Origin of the sequence: Rhodothermus marinus, from assembly GCF_009936275.1 — a bacterium.
In the GTDB taxonomy this organism is placed as follows: Bacteria; Bacteroidota; Rhodothermia; order Rhodothermales; family Rhodothermaceae; genus Rhodothermus; species Rhodothermus marinus_A.
The window spans coordinates 654,874-669,147 of sequence record NZ_AP019797.1 but is presented as its reverse complement, the minus strand read 5'-3'; the positions used below and the strand labels follow the sequence as shown (position 1 = coordinate 669,147).

10 protein-coding genes are annotated in these 14,274 nt (G+C 62.3%); all 10 read right to left on the bottom strand.

Annotation, left to right across the window (positions count from 1 at the left end; genetic code table 11):
• Positions 1 to 14: 14 nt before the first annotated feature.
• Positions 15 to 971: a hypothetical protein gene (locus tag GYH26_RS02980; protein WP_161540433.1), complete on the bottom strand. Its 957-nt coding sequence runs from the start codon at positions 969 to 971 to the stop codon at positions 15 to 17.
• A 6-nt stretch (positions 972 to 977) separates the two neighbouring features.
• A complete protein-coding gene (locus tag GYH26_RS02975) occupies positions 978 to 2,711 on the bottom strand; it encodes a PilN domain-containing protein (protein ID WP_161540432.1) in 1,734 nt (577 codons plus the stop codon).
• 51 nt (positions 2,712 to 2,762) lie between these two features.
• Positions 2,763 to 4,061: a type IV pilus twitching motility protein PilT gene (locus GYH26_RS02970; protein ID WP_161540431.1), complete on the bottom strand. Its 1,299-nt coding sequence runs from the start codon at positions 4,059 to 4,061 to the stop codon at positions 2,763 to 2,765.
• A 141-nt stretch (positions 4,062 to 4,202) separates the two neighbouring features.
• Positions 4,203 to 5,384 carry a hypothetical protein gene (locus GYH26_RS02965; protein ID WP_161540430.1) on the bottom strand — a complete coding sequence of 394 codons (1,182 nt, stop codon included), beginning with the start codon at positions 5,382 to 5,384 and terminating at the stop codon, positions 4,203 to 4,205.
• 21 nt (positions 5,385 to 5,405) lie between these two features.
• Complete coding sequence (locus GYH26_RS02960) at positions 5,406 to 6,050, bottom strand: hypothetical protein (RefSeq protein WP_161540429.1); 645 nt, start codon at positions 6,048 to 6,050, stop codon at positions 5,406 to 5,408.
• A 12-nt stretch (positions 6,051 to 6,062) separates the two neighbouring features.
• Positions 6,063 to 6,614: a hypothetical protein gene (locus tag GYH26_RS02955; protein ID WP_161540428.1), complete on the bottom strand. Its 552-nt coding sequence runs from the start codon at positions 6,612 to 6,614 to the stop codon at positions 6,063 to 6,065.
• Positions 6,615 to 6,850: 236 nt separating this feature from the next.
• Positions 6,851 to 10,267 carry a GspE/PulE family protein gene (locus GYH26_RS02950; protein WP_242006564.1) on the bottom strand — a complete coding sequence of 1,139 codons (3,417 nt, stop codon included), beginning with the start codon at positions 10,265 to 10,267 and terminating at the stop codon, positions 6,851 to 6,853.
• A 65-nt stretch (positions 10,268 to 10,332) separates the two neighbouring features.
• Entirely contained in the window at positions 10,333 to 11,697 is a 1,365-nt protein-coding gene (locus GYH26_RS02945; protein WP_242006563.1) for a type II secretion system F family protein, read from the bottom strand.
• Positions 11,698 to 11,699: 2 nt separating this feature from the next.
• Positions 11,700 to 13,214: an O-antigen ligase family protein gene (locus tag GYH26_RS02940; RefSeq protein WP_161540427.1), complete on the bottom strand. Its 1,515-nt coding sequence runs from the start codon at positions 13,212 to 13,214 to the stop codon at positions 11,700 to 11,702.
• Between the two features lie 61 nt (positions 13,215 to 13,275).
• Positions 13,276 to 13,752 carry a hypothetical protein gene (locus tag GYH26_RS15020; RefSeq protein WP_162556494.1) on the bottom strand — a complete coding sequence of 159 codons (477 nt, stop codon included), beginning with the start codon at positions 13,750 to 13,752 and terminating at the stop codon, positions 13,276 to 13,278.
• Positions 13,753 to 14,274 lie beyond the last annotated feature (522 nt).

Genomic DNA, 14,274 nt, shown 5'->3' with positions numbered 1-14,274 from the left:
CAGGTTGGCTTCGTTCACTGGTTCAGCGGCGTGAGCAACACAGGGCCCAGCGCCTGACGGTAGCGCTCCCCGGTTTCCAGGTGAAGTTCGACTTCATCCAGAATCCCGCCGCGGTTCAGCCGGGCCACCACGCGGCCTTCGATGGGATCGATCTCGGTGATCTGGCCCAGGTACACGTTTTCCCCGACCCCCACCGTACGCAACCCTGAAGCATCCTGGAAGACCGCCCGACCACCCACGATCGACACCAGTTTTGCCTTTTCGATGTCGATCAGGTTGTCGGAATTGGGCGGTAGTTGCTCCAGAATGCCCGGGTAGAAGGGGTTGACCGGCGGGTTCTTTTCCGGAAAGACGGCCCGCGGCAGCCGCCGGTAGAGGCTGTCGGCCATGTGGGCTACCTGCAGGTCGGGCAGCCCCCCGTAGTAGGCTTCCAGCTGCATGTTGAAGGAGACCATGACCATCATCCGCTCCTTGCCGCTTGCGCGATCGGCCTTGACCAGGTCGATGTGGTCCAGCGACAGATTGCGGATGCGGTACAGTTCGGGCGTGTTTTCGATCTCCCAGACGAAGCGGTACAGATGATAGAAGTAACCGCGGCCCTCGATGCGGAAGGTGTAGTAATTGACGCTCTGGGTCTGGCCGCTCCCCATGAACTGGACGTTGAAGGTTTCGAAGCCCTGCCGCGAGAGTTCGTTCAGGCGGGCGACCACCTCCGGCGTGCTCAGCGAGGCCGGAATGTAGCGATAGCGCGAGCGCCAGCGGCTTTCGACCTCACGGGCCCGCTCTTCCGAGGCGCTGTATTCGGCCAGCAGCGAGCCCATCTCGGTCTCGCGCATGTGCGCCAGCTTTTCCAGCTTCTCGTAGTGGGCAATCTCATCGGGCAGTTTGAAGTATGTCAAATAGACGCCCACGCCGGTCAGGATCAGCCAGGCAACAAACAGCAACAGGGCGTTTCCGTACTTCTTCCACATGGCCGCTTACGGATTCGAGGGTTTCGACTGCGAAGCCTGGGTGTTGGCGGCAAACTGTTCGCGCAGGTAGCGGGCCGGCTCGGGCAGTTCGTTGGGCAGGGGGATTTCGATCACGAAGGCGTAAACCGGCCACTCGCGGATCTCGGAGAAGGTCAGCGAACGAATGATGCCGTTGAGCCGCCGGGCCAGCTCGACGACACGGTCGCGCGCGACGGCGCTGCCTTTCAGTTCGACGCCGCTGGTGCGCGGACTCCAGCTATCGACCCAGATGCCCCGCACGGCGGCTACCTCGCGGGAAAGCTGGGCCAGGGACCGGCTCCAGCGGTCGCTCCCCACCAGCAGCGAGTCGAGCACGTCGAGTGCCCGCAGCGCCTGCTGCGTGCGCGCGTTGAGGCTGTCGATCCGGGCCTGCAGCGCCCGCGCGTCGGTCTCGGCAATGGCCGGCGGGAGCCGACGCAGCCGCTCCTGGCGCTCGCTGAGTTCGGCTTCGAGCGTCAGGTAGCGCCACACGAAAAAGAGCGTGGTGACGAACAGCAGCGCGTAGAGCGCCCACACGTGCCAGCCGAAGGGCAGCTCCCAGCGCCGCCGCAGGCTGGACGGAAAGAGGTTGACCGGCTCGAAGGCCTTCAGGAACTCCGGATCGCCCACCAGGCGCAGCGCGGCCAGTTGCGCCGCCAGCGATCCGGGTCCGATCTCCTGATCGTCCAGTGGCAGGTAGTGCCGCAGGTTTTCGACGCGAGCGTTCGGGAAGAAAACTTCCAGGCTCCGATGGATCTCGGTCTCTCCGTGCTCGCTGACCAGAAAGACGTGCGACACCTCACCGATGCCGTACTCGTCCTGCAGCAGCAGGATGCGGCTGCATACCGTCTCGGGCGTGTCGTGCACGGTCAGCGAGCGCAGGCTTTCGGCGTGCTGGAGCGTCTCGCCCTGCACGAAGAGCACCAGCGTATCGTCGGAACCCACGCGCAGCACCAGCGAGCGCGTATCGGACGTCTCCGGAGCAAGCTGGCGCAGGGCCGTTCGCACCAGCCCCAAGTAGAGCGAGACTTCGGTCTCGAACAGCCGCGTGCGGGGTAGCTTTCGGTTCGACTCGGCCTTGAGCGCCTGGAGCGTGGCCGTCACCGGTTCGCTGGGACGCGGGTAGATGGCCAGAAACCGATGCGTCTCGGCGTCGGAGGGCGTCATCGGCAGAAAGGCCACCTGCTCCTCCTCGAGCGCCGTTCCTACCTGCTGCTCCAGCAGTTCCAGCAGCGCCTTGCGATCGACCGGACCGGTTTCCTGCTCCTTCACCCGCGCGCGCCGCGGCAACCGGAGTTCCACATAGGCCAGCTCCACCGAGGGCAGGCAGAAGGCCACTTCCGGATCGCCGTAGCCGGCTTCCCGGCATTCGGCCAGGATGTCGGAAAGCTCCATCGTGAAGAGCGAAGCAGGCGGCGCCTGTTCTCCGCCGGCTCCGTCGCCGCTCAGATCGAACTCCGACTTCAGGAACGGCGTCGCGCCCCCGCCTCCCCCGCCAAACTGGATGGAGAAGTCGCCGCCGGCTTCCTGGCCTTTGACTTCCGGCACCCCCTGCTGCACGCTGGCAAAACGGGCCACGCGCTGGCGCGTAAAGCGCCGCACGACCTCCAGCGCGTCTCCTTCGCGCTTGAGCAGCACGGCGTAAACCGTACGGCCCGCAATCGTAACGCCCAGTACGTAAGGGGCCTTCGTGCGTGCGACCTTCTGCTGCTTCGCCTTCATGGGATTACGAAACCGTCGTTGGCGTAACGTTTTGGAATCCGGAACGGCCGCTCATTGCAGCAATTGCTGCAGGCGACGCTTGTTGTTGGCGAAATCGAACGCCACTTCCGGCGTGATCAATTGCTGCCGGACCAGGCGGTACAAATCCTGTTCCAGGGTCGTCATGCCCAGCGCCCCGCCTTCCCACATCATCTGGTAGATTTCGCTGGTGTTCTTGTTTTTGATGGCCGCCCGCGCCGACGGCGTCATCCAGAGCACTTCCTTGGCCAGAATGCGTCCGCCGCCGATCTTGGGTACCAGCTTCTGGGAGATCACGCAGCGCAGCACATCGGCCAGGCGGTTGCGCACGCGGTCCTGCTCGTCGGGCGGATACTCGGCCACGATACGGTCGATCGTCTCCACGGCCGAGCTGGTATGCAGCGTGGAGAAGACCTTGTGCCCCGAGTCGGTGATTTCCAGCGCGGCCGAGATCGTCTCGGGATCGCGCATCTCGCCGATGACGATGATGTCGGGGTCCTGGCGGAGCGCCTGCACGATGCCGTCTTTGAAGGTGCGCACGTCGCGTCCGACCTCGCGGTGGCGAATCAGGCATTTGCGCGAGCGGTGCACGTACTCGATCGGCCGGGCGATGATGACCACGTGCGCGTAAACGTCGTCGTTGTTGGCGTCAATGATGGCATCGAGCGTCGTGCTCTTACCGGAGCCCGTAACGCCTGTCACGAGCGTCAGCCCGTCGCGCACGTGCCGGAACATCAGGCCGCGCTCGATCAGCGGATGGAAGCCCAGGCTTTTGAGCGGGCGGATCTCGTCGCTGATGGCGCGCATGTTCAGCGCCACGTAGTCCATGTCGAAATAGACCGTGGCGCGGAAGCGCCGGGGCATGCCGTTGCGGCCCTCGATGGGCAGCTCGTAGGAAAAGTCCAGCGAGCACTCCTCGAAAAAGAGCTGGAGCTGGCGCTCGGTGAGCAGGTTCAGGATGAGCAGCGCGGCCTCGTCGCAGGAGTAGGTGCCCATTTCTTCGTAGGGCCGCTTGTCGCCGTGCACGCGGTACCAGACGTAGCCGTTCGAGGCCGGGCCACCCATATCTAGGTCGCTGGCATTAAGGTCCAGCATGCGCTTAACCAGCAGCTGCATGTGCTCCCGCAACACCGTGCGGTCTTTATCCAACAGGGCATTGACCTGTTCGGCTAGATAGCGCGCGCGGTCTTCACCGACCAAAGAGGGCGGTACCGAATCCAGCACGGTCTTGCAAATCTTGGGCAATGGGGGCACAGGCCGCAGGCGCGGCCGCTGGGCCGCCGAGGCATGCTGTGCCAGCACTTCAGCAAGCGCGGGATTGCCGTTCGACATGGTACGCCTCCAGATCGGTTTGCCCTTACAGGTATCGCCTCGAAAGCCCATCGCTTAAGTCCGACGGGCAAAAAAAGACGGCGTTACAGCGAAGCCCACTTCTGCCGTAACGCCGCCGTCCTATCGCGAAACGCGAGGGGATCAGGAAGCCGGAACCGGGATGAACTCGATTTCGATCACCTGGTCGCTGAAATCGGGGACGATTTGTCCGTTTACTTTATAATAATTTTTCAACTTATAATACCCAAATTGATCAAACTCATTCCAGCCCATTCCCCCATAACTAAACTTTCCATTACGCTCTCCCCATTGTTTCCCAATTCTTTTCTGCCATATCATATCGCCATATCCATATCTTTTTACATCCATTAATTTATCACTTTCGTTTCCAGATAATTTCTGATCTTCAAATGCTATACGCCATGTATTAGGCTTGGTTGGATGAGGCTGTATCATTACATAAGGTCCTTCTTGCATTTGAGCAAAATCATCAACACTTTCAACTAAAGCAGGACGAACATAATCAAAAAATGGATCATCTATCTCAATCGACGTATCACCTCTTCTGTTTTTACCTTTTTTAGCTCCACAATTATCAAAAGGCGCATGCACCGCAAATATGATATTTGCTCTTTCACCCGGATTTAAAATGGTGGAAACTTGAGTTTGCTCTCCATCTCTATTATTTCCCGGAGCAAAAATAAGCTCAGGTTCAAGAGCAATATATTTTCCTTTTCCGTTTCCTTTTAATTCAATATCTTGTTGAATGTCACAACTACTACCATGTGCTGGATTACTTGGATCACACCCTCCCAGATTATTTCCCATACCATTGTTATTTTTGGGAACATACCTCTGCAGATAAATTGCAATACAACATCCAGTCATCGACTCCAGGAACGTCACCTTTACCTGGCTGGGCTGATCGACCTCCAGCACGTTGCGCAACACCCGATGGTTACCGATCTGGTGCGAGGCGTCTCCGTAGCGGCCGATGGCCACGGCACCGTAGGACGAAGCTCCGATCGGATAGATCCAGGCCTCGTAGGAACCACCGTTGAGCTCGCCGGTCAGCTTACCGGCTGTGCCGTTAACCTCCGCTACCAGCTCGTCCAGCTCGATGTCGGGCTGTTCCACCTCGAGCTGCCGCGCGCGCGACACGATCAGGTTGTAGGCCGAGCGCGCAATTTCACGGGCCAGGGCCTCTTCCTGACGCGCCGCCTGCCGGGTGTCAGCCTGCAGGCGGTTTGTGCTGCTTTCCAGCAGCATCACGCTGGCCCCCACCACAACGGCGGTCACGGCCAGTAAGATTGCCTTCCCCATGGCTACCTCCTGTTGGTTTGGTTAAGAACCCTGCTGCATCTGCCGTTGAATCAAGAGCGTCGAGCCGTAGTACACCTGCCGGAGCACCTGTGAGCGGGCTACCTCAAAGGGTGCCGCCATCGTAAAGCGCACGCGCGTGTTCTGCACCTGATCGGCATTGTTTACCGGGTCGGCCACCGGCTGTGCATCCTGATCGAGCAGATCGATTTTGAAATAGCTCAGCAGACCGGGACCGCCTCCACTGGCCTTCCAGCCCCCTGAAGGGCACCCGCTTCCGACACATTCTTCGCGATAGAGCCGATAGACCGGGATCGTATCGTTGCGGATTATCCGCTCTCCGGCGGGTGTCAGCCGATAGCGGACATACACGCGCACAGCGTTGCCACCGGCATCGGTCGAGTCGTGGAAAAACACGAACCGGACGGTCACGCCGGCCGAATCGACCGGATTTTCGAAGGGTGTTTCGCTCTCCCAGTCCACATTGCGCCCCAGCTTCAGCAGATCGTCTTCCAGCCAGGTGGCCAGATCCCCCGCCTGGCGCTTGACGATATAGTTGACCGTCTGCTCCAGATTCATCTCGGCCACCCGCTGCTGAATGCCCAGCAGCATCAGAAACAACATGCCGCCGACGATCAGCGCATTCAGGTTGTCAAAAATGAACCACATGGCTTCCTCCGATCAGAATCCGTAGGCAAAGACTCGATCCAGCTGGATAGGCGTGGGCAGAAACGGCTTCAGGTCGCCGCCCCAGTCGTCCTGTACCCTGACGATGACCTGTTTGTAAAACGTCTTGCCGGAGGCCGGCGTCGCCTGGCCTGTCGAAGCGTCCCAGTCGACATAGCGCACCGTAAGATCCACGCTGAACCAGATGGTATCCTGACCCATCACGAACGGCCGCAACACCTGCTGGCCGTGAAAGTCGTCGATGTCGTCACACGTGGCCGTGCCCCCGAATGCCTGACAGGTGGCATTGCCCGGCGTACCAAACTCAGTTGAATCACTGAAAAGCGTCAGATCGGCCGCCGTGCCGGTTGTTGTGCCGTCCACAACCGCCTGGTCGAAGGCCCGCGTCCGCACGATCTCCATCGTCTCGACGGCCACCGACTGGGCCATTTCTTCCATTTCGCGGTAAAGCGTCGCCCGCTGGAAGGTGGCATACCACTGATTGACCGACATCGCGAAGTTGACGGTCAGTACCAGCGCCAGCAACGCGAAAAACGACTGGGCCATGATGTTTTCCGGACGATGGTTTCAGGAAAACGATCGCAAGGCCCGTTCCCGCATTGCTGCTGATTTAATCGGCGATCTCCGCCCCTTCCCGACGTTTCCAATCGTAATCCGAGCGATTTCGTTTTGTCATCGATTTCGTGAAAGACCCGCGTTCGGAGGGGATACATGGTGAGGCGAACCCGTGGGCTCGCCCCCGTCAGCGTTCGTATCCGCCGGTTACGCTCACCCCTGCTTCTCTACTCCTCGGTCGTCGTCACGCGGACCATCTCCTCGACGGTCGTTTCGCCGGCCAGTACGACCTCGCGGGCGGCATCGCGCAGCGTCTGCATGCCCTCTTTGATCGCCTGCTCACGCAGCGCGTCTTCGTCGATGGATCCCTGCGCCTCGACGATCATGTGGCGGATCGTCCGCGAGAAGTACATGGCCTCGACGATCGCCCGCCGGCCCTTGTAACCGACGCCCTTGCAGACCTTGCAGTTACGGTCACGACCGGCCTTGTAGAAGGTGGTGCGCTCGATCTCCTCGTCCGTGAAACCCAGTTTGCGGAGCATCACGTAGTCGGGGTCTTTGTCTTCCACCTTGCAGGCCGGACACACCTTGCGGATCAGACGCTGGGCCACGACCAGGTTGATCGCATAGGCGATCAGGAACGGCTCGATCCCCATCTTGTAGAGCCGGCTCACCGCACTGGGCGCATCGTTCGTGTGCAGCGTCGAAAACGTCAGGTGCCCCGTGTTGGCCAGCTTGATGGCCAGCTCGGCCGTCTGGCGGTCGCGCATCTCACCGACCATCACGATGTCGGGGTCGTGCCGCAGGATGGCCCGCAGCGCGTCCTCCAGCCCCAGCTTGTGGTTGAGCTTGATCTGGCGCACGCCGGGAATGATGTACTCGACCGGATCTTCGATCGTCAGCACGTTCACCTCGGGACTGACGACCTGGTGGAGGGCGGCGTAGAGCGTGGTGCTTTTACCGCTGCCGGTGGGACCGGTGACGATCACCATGCCGTGCGGCTGGCGAATGGCCCGCTCGAAGCGCTCCAGCGCCTTCTTGTTGAGACCGAGCAGCCGCAGGTCTTTGATAACCTTGCGGTCGTCGAGCACACGGATGACGATCGACTCCGAGCGCAGGTCTTCGAGCGCGTTGGCGATCGGCAGCACGGAGACGCGGAAGCGGATGAGGTGGTCGTCGATCCAGCGCTGGATGAAACCATCCTGCGCCGCATCGCGCTCGAAGCGGTCCACGTTGATCGACTGGTCCTTGATCACCGCGATGAATGCTTCGGGGTGGACCTTATCCTCGACGTGCCAGCGCGTGAGCCGCCCGTCGATGCGGAAATGGATTTCGACTTTTTTCTGATTGTTCGGGAAGATGTGGATGTCGGAGGCGCCCTGGCGGACGGCTTCGACGAGCGTCGCTTCGAAGAGGTTGATCAGCTTCGAGCGGTTGATCTCGGCCTCCAGCGCATCCTCGTCGATCAGTTCGGTTTCGGCGTCGTAGCTGGTGCCCAGATCGTAGGCGGCTTCTTCTTTGACGCGTTCCAGATACTCGTTGCGACGCGGATAGGCCTCCATCAGCGCCTGCATGATCACGCCCCGGGGCGCATACTGGAGTTCGAAGCGCTCCAGCTTGAGCCGGTGCACCAGGCGGTGCACCTCGGGCCGCATGGGATCGTGCGTGACCAGCACGAGCTTGACGGCGCCGGTCTGGGCATCCAGATCGACCTCGAAAGGCACCACGCGCAGTTCGATCAGGCGCTCGCGCACCTCCTCTTCGAAGGTGTCCATCACCGAGCGCACGAACTCCGGACTGGGCTTGCCCGGTTCGAGCTTGGCGATGGGGAAGGCGTACAGCCGGGCGGCCTCTTCGTAGATGGCATCCTGCGGCACGTGGTCGCTCTGGGCCAGCACGCGCCAGAGCGGTTCCTTGAGCCCTTCGTCCTGTTGCCGCTGATAGGCCTGATAGACCTGATGGAGCGCCACCACCTCTTTTTCGAGCAGCCGGCTCACCACCCGGTCGCGTGCGATGGCGGCCTTCAGCTCGGGCAGGTCGTCCAGTACGATCTTGACAGGCGGCGGGACGTCCTCGCCATCGTCCGCTGCTTCCGAGGCGTCGGCCTCCTGTCTTTCGTCGCCGATCGCGTCGGAGGCTGCATCCAGCGTCTCCACGGCGACTTCCGGAGCTGCTTCGAGCGCTGCTTCGGCCTGAGCGTCGAGCGTAGCTTCCGCCCGGGGCTCCTCCGGGGTTTCCTCCTGTAACGGCTCAAACAGAGATTCCGCCGGAGGTTCTGCGACCGGCGGAGCCTCCCGGGCAAAAGTGGTGGGAACCTCTTCCGCAGGATGGATTTCCGGCGCGGCTGGTTCGGACACCTCGGCCGTTCCGGCCTCCTGCAGGCCGACACCCGCCTCCGGCTCGTCGTCTGCCGGAAACTCCGGAAGCGCCGTTTCCCAGACCGCATCCGTATCGGCCGCATCTGGCGTCGGCGTTTCGGCGACGGGTTCCGGCGGCTCAGGTTCTGGCTGCGCGGGCGCTCTATCGATTTCGGGCTCCGGTGCCCAGGCCTGCGGCTGCGCCCCGGAATCATCCTCCTTCACCGAAGGAGACGCCTCGCCGGCGGGTGCCTCGAGGCCGGACACAGGCGGCCGGAAGTTCTCCAGCTCGGCCAGCCGCTTCGTCAGAATGCGCTCGGGCGCGTACCGGAGTTCTGCAGGAAGCCGCAGTTCCTGAAGCGCCTGCTTCAATTCCGGCCGCATCGGATCGTGCGTGGCCAGCAGCAGCACGCGGCCGCCTTCTTTCCCCTGAGCGAATCCGCAGGGTAACAGTTGCCACGCGAACAGCGCATGCTGCACCGAAGGCGGCAGGAGCAACAGAATGGCCTTGATGAATTCGACCGAAGGGCGCTCTTCGTCGACCGGGGCCGGTGCGATGCCGCCCACACGGGCCGCCTCGGCCAGCACGGTCTCTCGATCGACCCCGGGCACTTCCAGCAGGCAACGCCAGAGCCGTTGCTCCTGCCGACGCCGCCGCAGCACGATGGCCCGCGCGATCTGATCCAGCCGTACCGCCCCGCCGTAGAGCAGCGCCATCACGACGTCGTCTTCGAACATCTCGGCCAACTCGGGGATGAAGGCGCCCTCCGGCAGCGAAGCGCCTTGCGGATCGCGCGCTGCCGGCGGCACACTGCCACGGTCGGCCGTTCCGTCCAGCTGCGCACCGGCGGGTTCCTGTTTCGGACGAGGCGGCTCCTGCCGCGCCCCCTCGCGTCCCGGCGTGGCATCGGCCAGGCTGGCCTGTGGCCGGACTGACGTCGCTTCGGCGGACACGTCCGTCAGCGCAGCGGCCCGATCCGAAGGCTCGGCTTCCGCGGTTTCGGCCTCAGCTTCCTCCGGCTCCGGGATCTCCGGCAATTCCGGCAGCGCATCCTCGGCATGCCCGTCCCCGGCCAGCTCCAGCCAAAGCCCTGTCAACGGCGGATCCTTACGGCTTACCGGCGTTTTCTGGTTTTCCGGCTCGTGCTTTGCCGAAGCCTGATTGGCGGCCTCGGACGCACCGTTCTCTTCGGATTCCTCTGGCTTCGTTCCGAACTTCAGCCGCCGCAGCTCTTCGTTCCATTCACGAGGCGAACGACGGCGCCCGAACAGATCACTCCAGCTCATAGGCTCGATCGTTCTGGCGCGCTTGCGCGTGGTTGGTATGTCGATACCGTCCCTCCAGCGCCCGTTCATCGCCCGCCCATCCGCATCAGGTCGGTGGACGACGGCTGAATCAGGGCCACCTCGGAGGAAATGATCGTCAGGACGGCGATGGCGATCGTTATCAGGATGGCGATGATCGTCTGAATGCCTTCGACCACCGCCTTCAGCTTCAGCGTGGTTTCGCTTTCGTAATAATTGGCCATCTGCTCGGCCGCGCCCCGCACGTTCCCCGTCTCCGAGCCGCTGCGGAAGCGGGCCAGTGCCATCTGCGTGAAGACGCCGCTGGCTTCCATGGCCCGCACCAGGTCCATCCCCTGCGCCACCATCAGCGGCACCGTGACCGTCTTGATCCGGTGCTCCATGTAGCGGTTGCCGCAGGCCTCGGCGGCGATCTTGATCACACTGATGTTTTCACCGCTGTTCGAATACAGGATGGCGAACACCCGGCAGAAAATTTCGATGTTGAGCTTGTGCAGCAGGCCGCCGATGATGGGCAGCTTGATCAGCCAGCGATGAACGATGAGCTGGCCTCTGGGCGAGCGCGCGAACGCCACGAAGCCGACCACCGCGGCCGTGAAGGCAAGCGTCAGCCACAGGATGTTACGGTCGAGCCATTGCGAAAAGACCAGCGTCGCGGCCGTCATGGGCGGCAGCTCCATGCCCAGGTCGGCCAGCAGCCCGGCCGTCATCGGGAAGATGTACCAGACGTACCAGATGAACGTGGCCACCAGCGCGATGATCGTGATGGCCGGCGTGATCATCGCGCTACGGATGCTTTTGCGAAACTCGTTCTGGCGCTCCAGAAACCGCGCGGTCGATTCGAAGATCTCGGCCATGTTGCCGCTTTTCGAGGCCAGGCCGAGCATGTAGGCCGTAAACTTGCCCAGCACGTGCTGGTGCTTCATGAAGGCCTGCTGCGCCTCCATGCCCGCCTTCAGGTCGGCGTTCAGGTCGCGGATGACCTGGCGCAGCGCGTTGGACGAAACGTCGTTGACGAGCAGGTTCAGAACTTCGTCGAAGGGCAGCTTTTCGCGGAGCAGGTTGGCCGCCAGACGCACGAACATGATGATGTCGGTCCGCGGCGGCTTCATCTGAAAATCGAGCACCTTGCGCTCGATGCGAATCACCTCCAGGCCCATCTTGCGCAGGGCCTGGGCCAGCTCTTCGGCCGTGTAGGCCTTCTGCTCGCCGGTGATGACCCGTCCGCTGGGATGCCGCACCTTGTAGATGAAGGTGCGGCGCGGCTGCAGAAGCTGGGGCCGGAAGCCGTGCTTTTCGGCCAGCTCGGCGAGCTTCTTGCGGGCCGCCCGCATCGAGGGGGCCAGCACCGTGCCCTGCACAGGCACCCCGCTCACACTGATCCCACTGAAGCGAAACTCACGGACAGGCATCGCTACTTCTTCCGTTCGGATGCCACGAAAGCCGACGCTTCATACCCGAAGCGTCCCTGTTGCCAGTAGCGCGGACTCAACCGAAGCGAGCCCGTTGCTTCGTAGTACTGTTCTTTGCGTTCGGTCAGCGCGGGCAGATCGCGGATCAGCGCCGGCGCCATGGCCAGAAGCCCCACGACAGCCGCCAGCGCGACCCCCCGCCGACTCCAGGTCGGCCGCTGCTCGACCCGATATGCGGGCAGCTCGGCGAGCAAGCGTCCTATGATGACCGCCAGCAACAGCTGGCTGACCGGCATGACCACCACGCCGCTGACCAGGGCATGGGTGCTACCGGCCACCAGGCTGGCGGTAAGACCGACCCGCATTGCGCCTTCGAAGTCGGTGCCCGCATGCCGTACCCGACGCCGGGCATAGCCCAGCCAGTGCAACATGCCGATCATCACCAGCGCACCCAGCACCAGCGTAGCCGGCACGCCCCATTCGGCCAGCCACTGGAAAAGTACGCTGTGCGGATGCGCCAGCCCGGAGCCATAGGGCGCATAGGCAAAATGCATGGGGCCCACGCCCAGCCATGGATGCTGCTCCATCAATTCCCAGGCGTGGCGCCACATGGCCAGCCGGCCGCTGTCGGTCAGCACGTCACGTGCCAGCAGTCCGCCCGAGGCAATCCAGCCCTGAGCATGTCCCGCCAGAAAAAGCAGCAGGCCGGCCCCTGCAGCGCCCAGCTGCACAAACAGCCAGCGCCGACCGGGTCGTCCCATCAGCAGCGCAACGGTCAGGCCGGCTACCCCCAGCGCCACGAGCGTACCCCTTCCTCCCGAGCCCAACAACAGCATCCAGAAGCACACCGTCGCCAGAAGGCTTCCCCGCTTCAGCCAGACGGACGCGCCCCGCCAGATCAACGGCACCACCAAAAGTGGCAGTACCCAGCTCTGATACTGGTTGAAGAACCGCGGATGGGAAAACCCCAGCCCGCTTTTCGGCCAGGCCGGCAGTCCCCAGCCCAGGTGCACCAGCGTCGTGGCGCCAAAGCGAAGCAGATAGCATCCCGCCGAAACCAGCACCACGGCCAGCAGCAACCGGTCGCCGCGTTCTTCCCAGATCCGGAAAGCCGCAGCCACCAGCAACGCCAGCAGCCACAGCAGCACCAGATGCCCCCATTCCAGCAACGCCACGACGGGCACGGCCGCCTGCAGGGCCGACGCCAGTCCCAGACCGCCCACCGCAAGCAGCCCGAGGCGGGCCCACCCGGGCAGGCGCCGCCAGCTCTTCGCCGCTTCTTGTCGGAGCCCCCGGTGCACAACCAGCGCCAGTGCTCCAGCCAACAGGACCCCGACCTGCACCAGCCGGTGCGCGTCGTAAGGCTCCAGCCCGCGCACCGGCAGCACCTGAAAGGCCGGCAACACCACGATCCCGCACAGACCCAGAAGCACCACCCCGAAGCGCGCCTGCCGGCCTCCTTCGAAAACCGGCCATACACGCTGCAGCACGGGTGCCTGGGTCTGTGCGGGAAACATGGTTTTTGAAAGGATTCAAGATCCTTATGAAGCCTCTTTAAGCGCTCTAAGACTTACTGAATTAGCCAGAGTTAGAGCCAGGGTTAACCACCGTCGTCACATCCCCCACATCAGTGCCCGTAATTTTGACCTGCGCGTAGTGCGTACCACCGCACTCAGTCCCATCCAAGGACTCGTAAGCATCAATGGTAGCCTGTACAGAAGCAGCGTTATCAATTGTAAGCTCAAAGCATCCGTTAGGAGTTATGTAGATATTATCGTCTGCATATCCATATGCACCATCTCCCTTTTCTGGATATCCCAGATCTGCAAAAGTTACGTCTTCACCTCCTTTCTGAAGATCACCTCCACCTCCACCAAAAGCTTCGGGCTTCATAGCCCATGCCTGCAGGTCGGTAGCGATACGCAGCGCATCGCTCACGGCTGCATCGGTAGCGGCTTTCTGACGCCCCTCCGAGAAGGCCTGGATGCCGGCGACAACGGCGATCCCGACGATCACCATGCCGAGCACGAGGAGCAGAAGCTGTTGCTGACCCATAACGAGCCTCCGTTGGTTTGGTTAATGGATGTTGGTTCGGGTTTTCGTCTGGACAGGTCTCCCGGGAAGTATCGGCGGCCGCTTCGGATGCTTAAGCGCCGCGGGCGGCGCGCCCTGCCCGGCCGCGCATCTCCCCGAAAGCCGATCGGTGCCGGGTACACACGCCGTGCCAGCACCCCGGTCCTCTTTCCCCCGAAGGCCCGTTTCTGATAGAAATGCGTTTTTTCAAGCCCGTATGAATCGAAAGCGGCCGTATCCAGGCGTTACGATAGGAAACCGGCCCTGTTCAAAACGAATCGCCACCCCCAACGTCCACTCCGGTAGGGGCGGCCCCATGTGTTTGCCCCAGAACATCGCGCCCATCCCAAACAATCCGGGGCGCACCTGTGTGCGCCCCTACAGATCTTTGACGTTTTCCCTATCCCGTAGGGGCGGACCCCTGTGTCCGCCCGATCATACCCGCCGGATCACGTCCGCCACACGGGGTGTGGTACCCGCATGCACCGGTAAATCAGCGATCCC